Consider the following 14589-nt stretch of genomic DNA (forward strand, 5'->3'; position numbering starts at 1 on the left):
GCTCTCGTTTAAATGAGGCGTAAGTCTAAAGACCGATGCACCCAGCGGCAAGCAAAGGCCAAATGTGGGAGGGAGCAAGTCGAATCGTCGCCCCGCCCCTCCTGCATTTGCTCCGCCTGTCAGATCAGTCCGAACAGTTCCTTGGGCATGTTCGCGAAGTCAGCCAGGTACGGGATGCCCCAGCCTTGTATCAGCTGGATCGCGATAAACGCGAAGATCGGCGAAATATCCAGGCCGCCCAGGTTGGGCACCCAGCGGCGGAACGGCGCGAGCACCGGCTCGGTGATCTGAGACACCAGCTCGGCACCTGGGCTGCGGCTACCCGGCGCGACCCAGGACAGGATCACGCTGATGATCATCGACCAGAAGATGATCTTCAAAAACAACGAGAAGATCCCGATCAGTGCCCATGGCAACAGCAGCACGGTGTAAGGCAGGTAGCCCTTGAGCATCAAGACCAGCACGAACAGCAGGATCTGCAGCAGCAGCGCCAGCACCAGCGACGACATGTCCAGGCCGAACATGCTCGGGACCACTCGACGCAGGGGCTTGAGCAGCGGTTGGGTGGCCTTCACCACGAATTGGCACAGCGGGTTGTAGAAGTTCGCCCGCACCAGTTGCAGGATAAAACGCATCAGCACGATCAGCAGGTACAGGCTGCCCAAGGTCTGGATGATGAAGATGACGGCGTCATTGAGTCCAAGCATCATTTATTCCTTTGTAGGGGGACGACTATTTGCCCAGCTGCTCGGCCATTTCAGCCGAACGATGTGCTGCGGCACCCAGTGCTTTTTCCACCAGGGCTTCAAAGCCCCCGGCCTGGAACGATTCGATGGCAGCCTGCGTGGTGCCGCCGGGGGAGGTGACGCGACGGCGCAACTCGGCAGCGTCCACTTCACTGGAGACAGCCATTTTCGCGGCGCCCAGGGCGGTTTGCTCGGCCAGTTGCTCGGCGACTTGCTGTGGCAGGCCCAGTTTCACGCCGGCGGCGGTCATGGCCTCGATCAGCAGGAAGAAGTAAGCCGGGCCGCTGCCCGACACGGCGGTGACCGCGTCCAGTTGCTGCTCCTGTTCCAGCCACAGGGCGATGCCCACGGCGGACAGCAGTTCCTGGGCCTGGTCACGTTGCTCGGCGGTCACCTCGTGGGTGGCGTACAAACCGCTCACACCCTGGCGCAGCAGCGCCGGGGTGTTGGGCATGCAACGCACGATCGGTTGCGCGCCGAGCCAGTTGTTCATGCTGGCGCAGGTGATACCGGCGGCGATCGACACCACCAGTTGGTGTGGCTGAAGGCTTGGGCGCAGGCTTTCGCACACGGCCTTCATGGCCTGTGGCTTGACCGCCAGTACGATCACATCGACACCTTGGATGGCTTCGGCGTTATCGGCGAAGGTTTCGATACCGTGCTCGGCGCTGACGCGGGCACGGGTCTCGGCGCCCGGATCGCTGGCGCGGATCTGCGCCGCTTCCAGGCCCTTGGCCCGCAGGCCGCCGATCAGGCTGGCCGCCATGTTGCCGGCGCCGATAAAGGCAATACGCGTGTTGCTCATGACAGGTCCTTACTTAGATGGATGTCAGCCATTTCATGGCTGGCCGTAGTCGCGGGCGCCAAACAGGGCGGTACCGATCCGCACCCAGGTGGCGCCTTGGGCGATGGCCGACTCAAGGTCGTGGCTCATGCCCATGGAAAGTGTGTCGAGCGGCAGGTTCAGGTTGTTTTGCAGGTCGCGCACGCTGGAAAACGCGGCGTCTTGTTCGGCCCGATCGTCCGTCGGCTCGGGAATCGCCATCAAGCCCCGCAGCTTCAAGCGCGGCAGGGCGCTGATGGCGTTGGCCAGGGCCGGCAGGTCGGCGGGGGTGCAGCCGGACTTGCTGGCCTCGCCACTGACATTGACCTGGATGCAGATATTCAGCGCAGGCAGGTCCACCGGGCGTTGCTCGGACAGGCGTTGTGCAATTTTGAGACGGTCCACGGAATGCACCCAAGCGAAATTCTCGGCGATGGCGCGAGTCTTGTTCGATTGAATGGGGCCGATGAAGTGCCAACTCAAGGGCAGGTCGGTTAATTCGGCCTGCTTGCCCAGGGCCTCCTGCAGATAGTTTTCGCCAAAATCACGCATCCCGGCGGCATAGGCTTCACGCACGGCTTGGGCGGGTTTGGTCTTGCTCACGGCCAGCAGGTGGATGCTGTTTGCGTCACGTTGCACGGCGTCGGCTGCGGCGCGGATGCGCTGGCTAACCTGGCCGATGTTGTCTGCTATCGTCGACATTCAAGATGCGCCCGTGGATATGGAGTCCGCGGCATTCTACTGGAAATGGAAAGCCCTATGGATATCACTGAATTACTGCAGGCCGGCGTGCGTCGCGGCGCTTCCGACCTGCATCTGTCGGCCGGTATGGCGCCTATGCTGCGTATTGATGGTGAGGTCTGGCCGTTGGATTGGCCGGTGCTTTCACCCCCGCAAGTAGCGGATTTATTGAGCCCGTTGCTCAACCGCTACCAACAAAAGGATTTCGAAACATCTCTTGAAACGGATTTTGCCTTCGAGTTGCCGGGCGTGGCGCGGTTCCGGGCGAACGTATTCCAGCAGGATCGCGGCATGGGCGCGGTGTTTCGCACCATCCCGGCCGAGGTCCAGAGCCTGGAAAACCTCGGCCTGGGGGAAGTGTTCCAGCGTATCGCCCAGCTTGCGCGCGGCCTGGTGCTGGTGACGGGCCCCACCGGCTCCGGCAAGTCCACTACCCTGGCGGCGATGATCGATTACCTCAACCAGCATCGGCGCCAGCACATCCTCACGCTGGAAGACCCCATCGAGTTTATCCACACGCCGAAAACCGCCCTGATCAACCAGCGCCAGGTGCATCGAGATACCCATAGTTTCTCGCTGGCCTTGCGTTCGGCGCTGCGCGAAGACCCCGACGTGATCCTGGTGGGCGAACTGCGCGACCTGGAAACCATCCGCCTGGCCCTGACGGCGGCGGAGACCGGGCATCTGGTATTTGGCACCCTGCACACCACCTCGGCGGCAAAGACCGTGGACAGGCTGGTGGACGTGTTCCCGGCGGGGGAAAAGGCCATGGTCCGCTCGATGCTGTCGGAGTCGTTGCAGGCGGTGGTGTCCCAGGTGCTGGTCAAGAAGGTTGGCGGCGGGCGGGTGGCGGCCCATGAAATCATGCTGGGCACGCCGGCTATTCGTAACTTGATCCGCGAAGACAAGGTGGCGCAGATGGTCTCGGCGATTCAGACCGGCGGCGCGTTGGGCATGAAGACGTTGGATATGAGCTTGAAGGCGTTGGTCACGGAAGGCGTGATCAGCCGGGAAGAGGCGCGGGAGAAGGCGAGGGTGCCTGGGGATATCTGAGGGGTGTGGACGACACACATCAAATGTGGGAGGGGGCTTGCTCCCCTCCCACATGTACTACTGCATTCCAGCTTCAGATCAGCGTTGTACTACCCGCAAGGTATTCTGCTCTTTCGGCAGAACCCGCTTGGCAATCACGTAGTTCTTGTCCCAGAACGGCTTTTTCAGCGTGTCGATGCTGACCGACTTGCCACGGCGCGGTGCGTGGATGAAGCGGTCGTTGCCCAGGTAGATGGCTACGTGGTTCACCTGGCGGCTCTTCAGTTTGAAGAACAACAGGTCACCCGGTTTCAGGTCCTTGCGCTCAACCTTCTGCCCATGACCGGCGGCCATGGCGTTGGAGGTGCGCGGCAGATCCACGGCCGCTACGTCGTTAAACGCATATTTCACCAGGCCGCTGCAGTCGAACCCTTTACTTGGGCTGCTGCCGCCCCAACGATAAGGAGTACCGAGCACGTTTACGGCGCGGCTGAGGACGGTGCTGCTTTGCCTGGTGTTGACTGCCATCAGGCCTGGAACTGCTTTACCGTGGGCCTTGCTCAGTTGAGTCGGGCGGCTGACGGTCGGCTTTGCCGATTTGGCAGTGCTGGGCGCGCTGTGGACTTTAGGGGTGAAACCGTTGACGTTCGGAAGTCGTTGCTCACGATTGGTGGCGTGGGCGGCCAGTGGCATTAATAGGCAAATGGTTAGCCATGTCTTTAAAAATGGTCGCATTAGGCGTGGCTCTTATGGGTTTGCGCGCAACTTTATAACAGCTTTTTGTGTCGTTCTCAGGCCGTTTGTCGACTGAACCTTGGGGTCAAACTCAGGAAAAACGCGACGATTCGCCGCGATTGTCCTACACAAGTCAGGTGGCATAAGGCTTTCAGGGGAGGGAAGATACCATTTGCCGTACGTCGGGCGCCTGTAAAAAAGTCACAAAGAAAGTGAAAAAATTTATCTATCGAAGCAAAAGAGGTACTCCATGAACACCTATCAACAGGTTGGTCCGCAGCAAGACACCCACAGCAAGGTGATCGGTTACCTGCTCTGGATTTTCGGGTTTACCGGGGCCCATCGTTTCTATTACGGCAAACCGGTCACTGGAACGATCTGGTTTTTCACCCTCGGCTTGCTGGGGATCGGCTGGCTGATCGACCTGTTCCTGATTCCGGCCATGGACCGTGAAGCGGACCTGCGTTTTACCGCTGGGCCTATCGAATACAACGTGGCATGGATTCTGTTGGCGTTTCTGGGGGTGTTCGGCGTGCACCGCATGTACCAGGGCAAATGGATCACCGGCCTGATCTACCTGCTGACCGGCGGCTTGTTCCTGGTGGGAGTGCTGTATGACTTCTGGACCTTGAATACCCAGGTTTCGATCCGCAATGCCGAGCGCAACGGCGGCCGGTAGATCATAAATAACCTGTAGGAGCGAGCTTGCTCGCGAAGAACGTTAACGATAACGCAGCGCTATCAGGTAGCCCGCATTGTCTATTCGTTCTTCGCGAGCAAGCTCGCTCCTACAGGTTTTAGTGGCTCAAGCCTGATAGCTGATGCGCCCGTCCACCAAGGTGTAGCGCACGCTCGCCGGCAGGCTATGGCCGATGAACGGGCAGTTTTCACCCTTGGACAGCCAGTGCTCGCCCGCAACCGTGGAGCCGGCCGGATCAAACAGCACTAGATCTGCCGCCGCCCCCACCGCCAGCTTGCCCGCCGGCAGGCGCAAGGCCTCGGCCGGGCCTGCGCTCAGGCGCGCCAGCAGTGTCGGCAGGTCCAGCAAACCGTCTTCCACCAACGTCATCGCCAGCGGCAGCAACAGCTCCACGCTGCTGATGCCCGGCTCCGTCGCGCCGAACGGCGCCAGCTTGGCATCGCGCTCATGGGGCTGGTGGTGGCTGGAAATCGCCGAGATCACCCCCGATTTCACTGCCGCACGCAAACCGTCACGATCGGCCAGTGTGCGCAGCGGCGGTTGCACGTGGTAAAGGCTGGAGAAGTCGATCAGCGCCTCATCCGTCAGCAGCAACTGATACAACGCCACGTCTGCCGTCACCGGCAGGCCACGGGCCTGGGCCTGGGCGATCAGGGCCACGCCCCGGGCGCTGGTCAGTTGGCTGAAGTGCGCACGCACGCCGCTTTGTTCCACCAGCAGCAGGTCACGGGCCAGGGCTACGGTTTCAGCGGTTTCCGGAATGCCCGGCAAGCCGAGGAAGCTGGCGACCGCACCTTCATGGGCCAGGCCGCCTTCGGCCAGGTCGCGGTCCTGGGAGTGGAAGATCACCGTCAAGTCGAAGGTGGCCGCGTATTCCAGGGCGCGGCACAGGGTGCGGGTGCTGCGGAAACTCTCCAGGCCGTTGCCGAACGCCACGCAACCGGCATCGCGCAGGGCGATCAGTTCGGCGAGTTGTTCGCCTTCCAGGCCTTTGCTCAGGGCGCCGATGGGGAACACTTTGCAATTGCCGGCCTCACGGGCACGGTCGAGGATCAGCTCGGTCACGGCCGACGTGTCGAGCACCGGCTTGGTGTGCGGTGGGCAGCACAGGCTGGTGACGCCACCGGCTGCGGCCGCGCGGGTCTCGCTGGTGATATTGCCTTTGCGGCTGAAGCCCGGCTCGCGCAGGGCGACGTTCAGGTCCACCAGGCCGGGCGCGGCCACCAGGCCTTTGGCATCGATGGTCTCGCTGGGGCTGAAAGCACCGGGCGCGGCGCCGATGGCGATGATCCGGCCGGCCTCCAGGTGCAGATCGGTAACCTGATCCAGGCCACTGGCCGGATCGATGACTCGGGCGCCGAGAATGCTGAGCTTCACTGGGCCTTCTCCTGCTCGAATTGACGTTGCGCGGTTTGCCCGCTCATGGCCATGGACAACACCGCCATGCGCACGGCGATGCCATACGTGACCTGGTTGAGAATCACCGACTGGCTGCCGTCGGCCACCGCCGACTCAATCTCCACGCCTCGGTTGATCGGCCCCGGGTGCATCACGATGGCGTCCGGCTTGGCGCCGGCCAGGCGTGCGGTGGTCAGGCCGAACAGGCGGTAGAACTCGCCTTCGCTCGGCAGCAGGCCACCCGACATGCGTTCGCGTTGCAGGCGCAGCATGATTACCACGTCCACATCCTTGAGGCCTTCGGTCATGTCGGTGTAGACCTTCACGCCGTATTGCTCGATGCCGATGGGCAAGAGGGTTTTCGGTGCGATCACGCGTATGTCCGGGCAACCCAGGGTTTTCAGGGCCAGCATGTTCGAGCGTGCCACCCGTGAGTGCAGGATGTCGCCGACGATGGCCACCGAGAGGTTTTCGAAGCTGCCCTTGTGCCGACGTATGGTGAGCATGTCGAGCATGCCCTGGGTCGGGTGGGCGTGACGGCCGTCGCCGCCGTTGATGATCGCCACCTGCGGGCACACGTGCTCGGCAATGAAGTGGGCGGCACCGGAGTCGCCGTGGCGCACCACGAACATGTCGGCGGCCATCGCTTCCAGGTTGCGCAGGGTGTCGAGCAGGGTCTCGCCCTTGCTCGCCGACGAGGTGGACACGTTCAGCGTGATCACGTCGGCCGACAGCCGTTGGGCCGCCAGTTCAAAGGTGGTCCGTGTACGGGTGGAGTTCTCGAAGAACACGTTGCAGATGGTCTTGCCGCGCAGCAACGGGACTTTCTTCACCGCCCGGCCGCCAACCTCGAGGAACGAGTCGGCGGTGTCGAGGATTTCGGTGAGCAGTTCGCGGGGCAAACCGTCGAGGGACAAGAAGTGTTGCAACTGGCCCTGAGCATTGAGCTGCAGCGGGCGCTTGGCATCTAGAGGCGTCATCGCGGGGACTCTTTACAAGGCGGTTTAAAGGGCAAGGTCTTGCAGTTCGAGTTCGAGCGGCGTGGGACCGGACAATTTTACTCGCTGGCTGGCCTCAAGGGACAGCGTGGCGCCAACCACGTCCGGGCTGATGGGCAGTTCGCCTGCGTCCAGGTCCAGCAGGCAGACCAGGGTGATGCTGGCCGGGCGCCCGTAATCGAACAATTCATTCATGGCGGCGCGGATGGTACGGCCGCTCATCAGCACATCGTCGATCAGCACCAGGTGCTGGCCTTCAATCTCGAACGGCAGGGCAGACGGGCGCACTTGCGGGTGCAGGCCGTTCTGGCTGAAGTCGTCGCGGTAGAAGGACACGTCCAGGGTACCCAAGGGTGAGTCGCTGCCCAGTTCGTCCAGCAACGCTTGGGCGACCCACACACCGCCGGTGCGAATACCGATAAAGCGCGGTTCGCTGATGCCACGGTGTTCCAGGTGCGTCTTGAGGCTAACCGCCATCTGGCGGATCAGTTCGGCGGGGTTTGGCAGGCTCATGGTGGCTCCTTCAAGGCAGGCGATAGTGTGTAGGAGCGAGCTTGCTCGCGAAGAACTCACAGGCACCGTGTTCATCCAGGTTTCATGCGTTATCGTTGACGTTTTTCGCGAGCAAGCTCGCTCCTACAAAAAGCGACAGGCAGGCCGCGTCAGTCAGGATTCAAATAAAGCAGTGTTTTCGTCCAGCCAGCCCTGTAACAACAAGGCGGCGGCGATGGCGTCCACCGGGTTATCGCGGTAGCTGCCTTTCTGGCCGCCACGGTCGCGGCGTTCGCCCTTGGCTTCAAAGGTGGTCAGGCGTTCATCGTGGGTATAGAAGGGCAGGTTGTAGCGGCCGTTAAGACGGCGGGCGAACTTTTCGGCGCGCAGGCACATGTCGCTGGGGGTGCCGTCCATGTTCAGGGGCAGGCCGACCACTACGGCATCGGGCTTCCACTCTTTGATCAGGGCTTCGACCTGGTTCCAGTCCGGTATGCCGTTCTGGGCCTTGAGGGTGCACAGCTCGCGGGCCTGGCCGGTGATGACCTGGCCGACCGCTACGCCGATCTGCTTGGTGCCGTAGTCAAAGCCGAGGATCAAACGCAAGGCCATCAGGCGTGCCCCGCCTGGCTGGTCAGCAGGCTGAGGTTGACCCGCAGCTTGGCCGCGGCGGCTTCCAGGCGCAGTTCGCTTGCGGTGTTGAACAGGATGTCGGCATCGAACGGGCAGGTCAGCCAGGCATTGCTGGCCAGTTCGGCTTCCAGCTGCCCGGCTTCCCAGCCGGCGTAACCCAGGGTGATTACACTTTGCTCAGGGCCCACGCCGTCGGCGATGGCGAACAGCACGTCCTGGGAGGTGGACAGCGAGACTCCGTCCAGGTCCACCGTGGCCTGGAACTTCGGCCCGGTGGGGTGCAGCACAAAGCCGCGATCGGTCTGCACCGGCCCGCCGATGTAGATCGGCACGCCCTGGCAACGGGCCGGCGGGTCGACCTCCGGACGCAGCTGTTCAAGGATATCGGCCAGGTTCAGCGCCTGCGGGCGGTTCACCACCAACCCCATGGCACCATTGGCCGTGTGCTCGACGATGTAGGTCAAGGTCTGCGCAAAGTTCGGGTCGGCCATATGGGGCATGGCGATCAGGAATTGGTGCTTGAGGTAGGTCGGGCTGACATTTTTCATGTCCGCTAGTGTGGCGTTGGAGGGGCGAACTGACAAGCTGGACGTGACCCGAATACAGTGCTGTCGGCTTTTCTGTAGGACGGCGCGTTCAGTTGCTGGAAAGGCGATCACCCTTGGCAAACTTCCAGGTGCGGATGATTTCCAGGCGGTCCACATCGTTCAAGTCCCCGGTAAACGGGGCAAAGGGCGCGGCCAGGCGCACGATGCGTTGGGCGGCCTGGTCCAGCAGCGGCTGACCGGACGATTCCAGCACCTGCACTTCATATAAGGTGCCGTCGCGGTTGATCGACACCAAAAGACGCAAATTGCCGTAGATCTGCTGGCGCCGTGCCTCTTCCGGGTAGTTGAGGTTACCGATGCGCTCGACCTTCTTACGCCACTCGTCCTTATACCAGGCGCCCTTGTCGCGCATGGTCGAGGCGGCGTTCAGGCGGTAAATGCGTGGGCGCTTGGCGTAAAGCTGTTGTTCATGGGCCAGTTCGGCTTCCAGGCTGGAGATTTCGTCGGACAGTGTCGAGCTGTCGAACGTCGGTGCCGGCTTCACGGGCTCGGGTTGCGGCTCGGTCTTGGTTTTCTCGCGCTGGACCGGGGCTTTTTGCGGCTTGGGTGCGACGGTGGTCACCGTGGGCTTGGGCGTGGCCTGTTTGACTTCAGGCTTGGGCGCCGGCGGCGGTGTGACCTTATTGACCTTGTTGTCCTGGAAGGGCGCCACTTCGGTGGTCTTGGGGATCGCCTTCTTGTCCAGGGTGCCACTGCCCTGCTGGTTGTCCTGGGCGATAAAGTCCACCTTATCGGGCTTCTTTTCGCTCTTGAATGTGGCGAGAGTGATTTCCAGGGTCTTGGTGATCTGCTTGGGCTCGACCATGGTGAAACCCACGCCGAGGATCAAGGCCAGGTGAATCAATGCCGCAAGAAACAGGGTAAATCCGAGCCGATCAGCCGGGCGCACGCCGCTGTGGGAGAGTTCGGAGGGCAGATCGGACGGGAGTGTCATGACAAGAAAACCAACATCGCGCGTTTCACAGGTCGGGCATGATAGCGCAATGTTGGTGTGTGTCCGGCTGTTCTATATCACTTGGCCTGCAGCTTGCGTTCGATGGCGGCCATCAACATTTCGCCGATGTTCGTGCCAAATGCGTTGTCGATCTCGCGAATGCAGGTCGGGCTGGTGACATTGATTTCGGTGAGGTTTTCCCCAATTACGTCAAGGCCTACAAACAGCAAACCCTTTTCCCGCAGGGTCGGGCCAACTTGGCTGGCGATCCAGCGGTCTTTGTCGGACAACGGCCGCGCTTCGCCTCGACCGCCTGCCGCCAGGTTGCCACGGGTCTCGCCTGCCGCCGGAATACGCGCCAGGCAGTAATCCACCGGCTCGCCGTCGATCATCAGGATGCGTTTGTCGCCGTCCTTGATCGCCGGCAGGTAGGCCTGGCCCATGATCTGCTGGGTGCCCAGGGCGGTCAGGGTTTCGAGGATCACCGACAGGTTCGGGTCGCCGGCGCGGTGACGGAAGATCGAGGTGCCACCCATGCCGTCCAGCGGCTTGAGGATCACATCGCCGTGCTTGGCGGCAAATTCACGCAGCACGTCGGCACGACGGCTGACCACGGTGGGCGGTGTGCACTGCGGGAACAACGTGGCGAACAGCTTTTCATTGCAGTCACGCAGGCTTTGCGGCTTGTTGACGATCAGCACGCCGGCACGTTCGGCCTGCTCCAGCAGGTAGGTGGAGTAGACGAACTCCATGTCGAACGGCGGGTCCTTGCGCATCAGGATCACGTCGAGGTCGCTCAGGGGGCTGTCGATTTCGTCCTGCAGTTCGAACCACTTCTCGGGGTTGGCAAACACCTGCAGCGGGCGCATGCGTGCACGGGCCTCGCCGTCGCCCTGGTAAAGGTCGCGCTGCTCCATATAGAACAGGCTCCAGCCGCGGGCCTGGGCGGCCAGGAGCATGGCCAGCGAGCTGTCCTTTTTATAGGAAATGCTGGCGATAGGGTCCATGACAATGCCGACGCGAACGCTCATGGGGGATTTCCTCTAGCAAAATTGGGGCGCATAAAAGTGGCGTCAGAGTGGCGCTGCGGCTGTTGTGGGTCAAGGAAAAACCACCGGGCGGGTGCCTCGATAGATTGCTCCCCGAGACTGTGCTAAAAAGACTGCCACGGCGCAGCAGCCCTTGAATTCCAAGGCCTGCGGCGCTCATCCTGTGCAACATCAGGCAGTACACACCGAAAACCGATTCGCTGTGGCGATGGTAGAGCAGATATGGAACAGCATTCCAACGCCTTGAGAGTGATGGTGATCGACGATTCGAAAACGATCCGCCGCACCGCCGAGACGCTGTTGAAGAACGTGGGCTGCGATGTCATCACGGCCATCGACGGTTTCGATGCCCTGGCCCGGATTGTGGATCATCACCCGCACATTATCTTTGTCGACATCATGATGCCGCGCCTGGATGGCTATCAGACCTGCGCCCTGGTGAAGAACAACCCGGTGTTCAAGTCGATCCCGGTGATCATGCTGTCCTCCAAGGACGGCCTGTTCGACAAGGCCAAGGGGCGCATCGTGGGTGTCGATCAGTTTTTGACCAAGCCTTTCAGCAAGGAAGAACTGCTGAGTGCGATCAAGGCCTATGTGCCCGGGTTCGCCGCAGTGGAACAAGCACACTGACGCCGCCTCACAAGGGCCGGCGCCGACCAATGTAGTGGGGAAAACCATGGCACGTGTTCTGATCGTCGACGATTCGCCGACCGAAATGTACAAACTGACCGGCATGCTGGAAAAGCACGGCCACCAGGTCCTCAAGGCCGAAAACGGCGCCGACGGCGTGGCCCTGGCCCGCCAGGAAAAGCCTGACGCCGTGCTGATGGACATCGTGATGCCGGGCCTCAATGGCTTCCAGGCCACCCGCCAGCTGTCCAAGGAGCCGGAAACCAACGGCATCCCGATCATCATCATTACCACCAAGGATCAGGAGACCGACAAGATCTGGGGCGCACGCCAGGGTGCCAAGGATTACCTGACCAAGCCTGTGGACGAGGAAACCCTGATCGCCACCCTGAACAAGGTGCTGGCCGGCTGACGGCACGCCATCATGACCGAGTCGCAAACCGCCTTCGAGTTGTTGCTGGACATCGACCGCCGCTGCCGCCTGCTGGCCGCCGACCTGCCATCCCAGGAAACTCGCCTGCAACGCTGGAGCGGGATTGGCTTTCGCCTGGGGCAGCATTGGTATGTCGCGCCCATGGGCGAAGTCGCCGAAGTCCTGCATGAGCCGCGTTGCACTTTAATGCCCGGGGTCAAGGCCTGGGTCAGGGGTGTTGCTAACCTGCGCGGGCGTTTGCTGCCGGTGATGGACCTCGGCGGCTTCCTTGGCCTTGAGCTGTCCAAGGCGCGCAAGCAACGGCGGGTGCTGGTGGTGGAATACAACGATCTGTTTGTCGGGCTGTTGGTAGACGAGGTGGTGGGGATGCAGCATTTTGCACAAGACGCCTTGCTGGCGAGCCCCAGCCCCGGCGCGCCATTTATCCAGGGCCAATTCGACGGCGAGCCGCTGTGGCAGGTCTTCAGCCCCTTCGCCCTGGCCCAGGCCCCTGGCTTCATGGATGTCGCCGCATGACCACCGCTACTACGCCCAAACCCCAGGCCGGCTCGCGCAGCCGTTCACAGATCATCGTGCTGTTTATCGCGCTGATCGTATTCATCATGCTGCTGTTCGCCAACTTTGCTTACCTCAACACCCAGTCCACCTACGACAAGCAGTACATCGGCCACGCCGGTGAACTGCGCGTGCTGTCCCAACGCATCGCCAAGAACGCTACCGAGGCCGCCGCCGGCAAGGCCGCCGCATTCAAGCTGTTGGGCGACGCGCGCAACGATTTTGCCCAGCGCTGGGGTTACCTGAAAAAAGGCGACCCGGAAACCGGCCTGCCCGCTGCGCCCAGTGCGGTCCGCGCCGAAATGCGCGCGGTGCAGACGGACTGGGAAGCGCTGTTGAAAAACACCGACGCGATCCTCGCCAGCGAACAGACCGTGCTGTCCCTGCACCAAGTGGCCGCGACCCTCGCCGAAACCGTACCGCAATTGCAGATGGAGTCGGAAAAGGTCGTCGACATCCTGCTGCAACGCGGCGCGCCGGCCAGCCAGGTGGCCTTGGCCCAGCGCCAGTCGCTGCTGGCCGAGCGTATCCTGGGCGCGGTCAACACGGTGCTGGCCGGTGACGAAACCGCCGTCCAGGCCGCCGACACCTTTGGCCGCGACGCCAATCGCTTCGGGCAGGTGCTCAATGGCATGCTCAACGGCAACCCCGGGCTGCGCATCACTCAGGTAGAAGACCGCGATGCCCGCGCGCGGCTGGCGGAAATCGCCGAGTTGTTCGAGTTTGTCTCCGGCTCCGTGGATGAAATCCTCGAAACCTCGCCGCAGTTGTTCCAGGTCCGCGCCTCGGCGAGCAATATTTTCAACCTGTCGCAAACCCTGCTCGATGAAGCCTCGCACCTGGCCACCGGTTTTGAAAACCTCGCCAGCGGACGCAGCTTCGACACCATCGGCGGCTATGTGCTGGGCCTGTTGGCGCTGGCCTCGATCATCCTGATCGGCCTGGTGATGGTGCGCGAAACCAACCGCCAACTGCACGAGACCGCCGAGAAGAACGAGCGCAACCAGAACGCGATCATGCGCCTGCTCGATGAAATTGAAGACCTGGCCGACGGCGACCTCACTGTGACCGCCTCGGTGACTGAAGACTTCACCGGCACCATCGCCGACTCCATCAACTATTCCGTGGACCAGCTGCGCGACCTGGTGGCCACCATCAACCTCACCGCCGGGCAAGTGGCGGGTGCCGTGCAAGAGACCCAGGCCACCGCCATGCACCTGGCCCAGGCCTCCGAGCATCAGGCCCAGCAGATCGCCGAAGCCTCCACCGCGATCAACCAGATGGCCCAGTCCATCGACCAGGTGTCGGCCAACGCGGCCGAATCATCGGCGGTGGCTGAACGTTCGGTGGAAATCGCCAACAAAGGCAACGAGGTGGTGCACAACACCATCCACGGCATGGACAACATCCGCGAACAGATCCAGGACACCGCCAAGCGCATCAAGCGCCTGGGCGAGTCGTCCCAGGAGATTGGCGACATCGTCAGCCTGATCGACGACATTGCCGACCAGACCAACATCCTCGCCCTCAACGCCGCGATCCAGGCGAGCATGGCCGGGGATGCCGGACGCGGCTTTGCGGTGGTAGCCGATGAAGTGCAGCGGCTGGCCGAACGTTCGTCGGCGGCCACCCGGCAGATTGAAACCCTGGTGCGCGCGATCCAGGCCGACACCAACGAAGCCGTCATCTCCATGGAACAGACCACCACCGAAGTGGTGCGCGGTGCACGGCTGGCCCAGGACGCCGGGGTGGCGCTGGAAGAGATCGAAGGCGTATCGAAAACCCTGGCCGCGCTGATCCAGAGCATCTCCAACGCGGCGCAGCAACAGACCTCATCGGCGGGACAGATCTCCCTGACCATGAACGTGATCCAGCAGATCACCACGCAGACGTCATCGGGCTCCACCGCTACCGCCGAAAGCATCGGCAACTTGGCGAAGATGGCCAGCCAGTTGCGCAGGTCGGTGTCGGGTTTCACCCTGCCAGCGGCCAAACAGGCTGATGATTGAAATGCGATCCAAATGTGGGAGGGGCTTGCCACCTCCCACACTCGATCTCCATTGGCTTTGAGATCCAGGCAAC

Annotated in this window: 17 protein-coding genes; 6 read left to right on the plus strand and 11 right to left on the minus strand. The window is 62.0% G+C overall.

Going from position 1 to position 14589, the window contains the following annotated elements; all coding sequences use genetic code 11:
* Positions 1-119: 119 nt before the first annotated feature.
* Genes PspCFBP13509_RS16460 through PspCFBP13509_RS16470 form a run of 3 tightly spaced genes read right to left on the minus strand, consistent with a single transcriptional unit; the run spans position 120 to position 2271 of the window.
* On the minus strand, positions 120-707 hold the full coding sequence (locus PspCFBP13509_RS16460) for a YggT family protein (protein WP_065923851.1): 588 nt from the start codon (positions 705-707) through the stop codon (positions 120-122).
* 25 nt (positions 708-732) lie between these two features.
* Complete coding sequence (gene proC, locus PspCFBP13509_RS16465) at positions 733-1551, minus strand: pyrroline-5-carboxylate reductase (protein WP_027606092.1); 819 nt, start codon at positions 1549-1551, stop codon at positions 733-735.
* A gap of 33 nt (positions 1552-1584) precedes the next feature.
* Positions 1585-2271: a YggS family pyridoxal phosphate-dependent enzyme gene (locus PspCFBP13509_RS16470; protein WP_065923850.1), complete on the minus strand. Its 687-nt coding sequence runs from the start codon at positions 2269-2271 to the stop codon at positions 1585-1587.
* Positions 2272-2328: 57 nt separating this feature from the next.
* Here PspCFBP13509_RS16470 and PspCFBP13509_RS16475 point away from each other — a divergent pair, with 57 nt between their 5' ends.
* Positions 2329-3363 carry a type IV pilus twitching motility protein PilT gene (locus PspCFBP13509_RS16475; protein WP_065923849.1) on the plus strand — a complete coding sequence of 345 codons (1035 nt, stop codon included), beginning with the start codon at positions 2329-2331 and terminating at the stop codon, positions 3361-3363.
* Between the two features lie 78 nt (positions 3364-3441).
* Here PspCFBP13509_RS16475 and PspCFBP13509_RS16480 read toward each other — a convergent pair whose 3' ends face one another.
* Positions 3442-4077 (minus strand): C40 family peptidase, encoded by a 636-nt coding sequence (locus PspCFBP13509_RS16480; RefSeq protein ID WP_027606089.1) that lies wholly within the window; start codon positions 4075-4077, stop codon positions 3442-3444.
* A 250-nt stretch (positions 4078-4327) separates the two neighbouring features.
* Here PspCFBP13509_RS16480 and PspCFBP13509_RS16485 point away from each other — a divergent pair, with 250 nt between their 5' ends.
* Positions 4328-4756 (plus strand): NINE protein, encoded by a 429-nt coding sequence (locus PspCFBP13509_RS16485; protein WP_027606088.1) that lies wholly within the window; start codon positions 4328-4330, stop codon positions 4754-4756.
* Between the two features lie 126 nt (positions 4757-4882).
* Here PspCFBP13509_RS16485 and PspCFBP13509_RS16490 read toward each other — a convergent pair whose 3' ends face one another.
* The 7 genes from PspCFBP13509_RS16490 to gshB form a co-directional block, all read right to left on the minus strand.
* A complete protein-coding gene (locus PspCFBP13509_RS16490; RefSeq protein WP_065923848.1) occupies positions 4883-6154 on the minus strand; it encodes a dihydroorotase in 1272 nt (423 codons plus the stop codon).
* Positions 6151-7155: an aspartate carbamoyltransferase catalytic subunit gene (locus PspCFBP13509_RS16495; RefSeq protein WP_027606086.1), complete on the minus strand. Its 1005-nt coding sequence runs from the start codon at positions 7153-7155 to the stop codon at positions 6151-6153. Before PspCFBP13509_RS16495 ends, PspCFBP13509_RS16490 begins: the two co-directional genes overlap by 4 nt.
* Before the next feature lie 24 nt (positions 7156-7179).
* Entirely contained in the window at positions 7180-7686 is a 507-nt protein-coding gene (gene pyrR / locus PspCFBP13509_RS16500; RefSeq protein WP_065923847.1) for a bifunctional pyr operon transcriptional regulator/uracil phosphoribosyltransferase PyrR, read from the minus strand.
* A gap of 153 nt (positions 7687-7839) precedes the next feature.
* Positions 7840-8277 carry a Holliday junction resolvase RuvX gene (gene ruvX / locus PspCFBP13509_RS16505; protein WP_005792259.1) on the minus strand — a complete coding sequence of 146 codons (438 nt, stop codon included), beginning with the start codon at positions 8275-8277 and terminating at the stop codon, positions 7840-7842.
* Positions 8277-8846: a YqgE/AlgH family protein gene (locus PspCFBP13509_RS16510; RefSeq protein ID WP_027606084.1), complete on the minus strand. Its 570-nt coding sequence runs from the start codon at positions 8844-8846 to the stop codon at positions 8277-8279. The genes ruvX and PspCFBP13509_RS16510 overlap by 1 nt, the downstream gene beginning before the upstream one ends.
* A gap of 88 nt (positions 8847-8934) precedes the next feature.
* Complete coding sequence (locus tag PspCFBP13509_RS16515; RefSeq protein WP_137212361.1) at positions 8935-9840, minus strand: energy transducer TonB; 906 nt, start codon at positions 9838-9840, stop codon at positions 8935-8937.
* A 77-nt stretch (positions 9841-9917) separates the two neighbouring features.
* On the minus strand, positions 9918-10871 hold the full coding sequence (gshB, locus tag PspCFBP13509_RS16520) for a glutathione synthase (protein WP_065923845.1): 954 nt from the start codon (positions 10869-10871) through the stop codon (positions 9918-9920).
* Positions 10872-11111: 240 nt separating this feature from the next.
* Between gshB and pilG the strand changes: the two genes are divergently transcribed.
* Genes pilG through PspCFBP13509_RS16540 form a run of 4 tightly spaced genes read left to right on the plus strand, consistent with a single transcriptional unit; the run spans position 11112 to position 14516 of the window.
* Positions 11112-11519, plus strand: a complete 408-nt coding sequence (gene pilG, locus PspCFBP13509_RS16525) for a twitching motility response regulator PilG (protein ID WP_027606081.1) — start codon at positions 11112-11114, stop codon at positions 11517-11519.
* A gap of 46 nt (positions 11520-11565) precedes the next feature.
* The gene (gene pilH / locus PspCFBP13509_RS16530; RefSeq protein WP_014720320.1) at positions 11566-11931 is read left to right on the plus strand and encodes a twitching motility response regulator PilH; all 366 of its coding nucleotides are present in this window, start codon (positions 11566-11568) and stop codon (positions 11929-11931) included.
* Positions 11932-11943: 12 nt separating this feature from the next.
* The gene (locus tag PspCFBP13509_RS16535; protein ID WP_065923844.1) at positions 11944-12468 is read left to right on the plus strand and encodes a chemotaxis protein CheW; all 525 of its coding nucleotides are present in this window, start codon (positions 11944-11946) and stop codon (positions 12466-12468) included.
* On the plus strand, positions 12465-14516 hold the full coding sequence (locus PspCFBP13509_RS16540) for a methyl-accepting chemotaxis protein (protein ID WP_065923843.1): 2052 nt from the start codon (positions 12465-12467) through the stop codon (positions 14514-14516). The genes PspCFBP13509_RS16535 and PspCFBP13509_RS16540 overlap by 4 nt, the downstream gene beginning before the upstream one ends.
* The last annotated feature ends 73 nt before the right edge of the window (positions 14517-14589 follow it).

Source organism: Pseudomonas sp. CFBP13509, assembly GCF_005233485.1.
Taxonomy (GTDB): Bacteria; Pseudomonadota; Gammaproteobacteria; order Pseudomonadales; family Pseudomonadaceae; genus Aquipseudomonas; species Aquipseudomonas marginalis.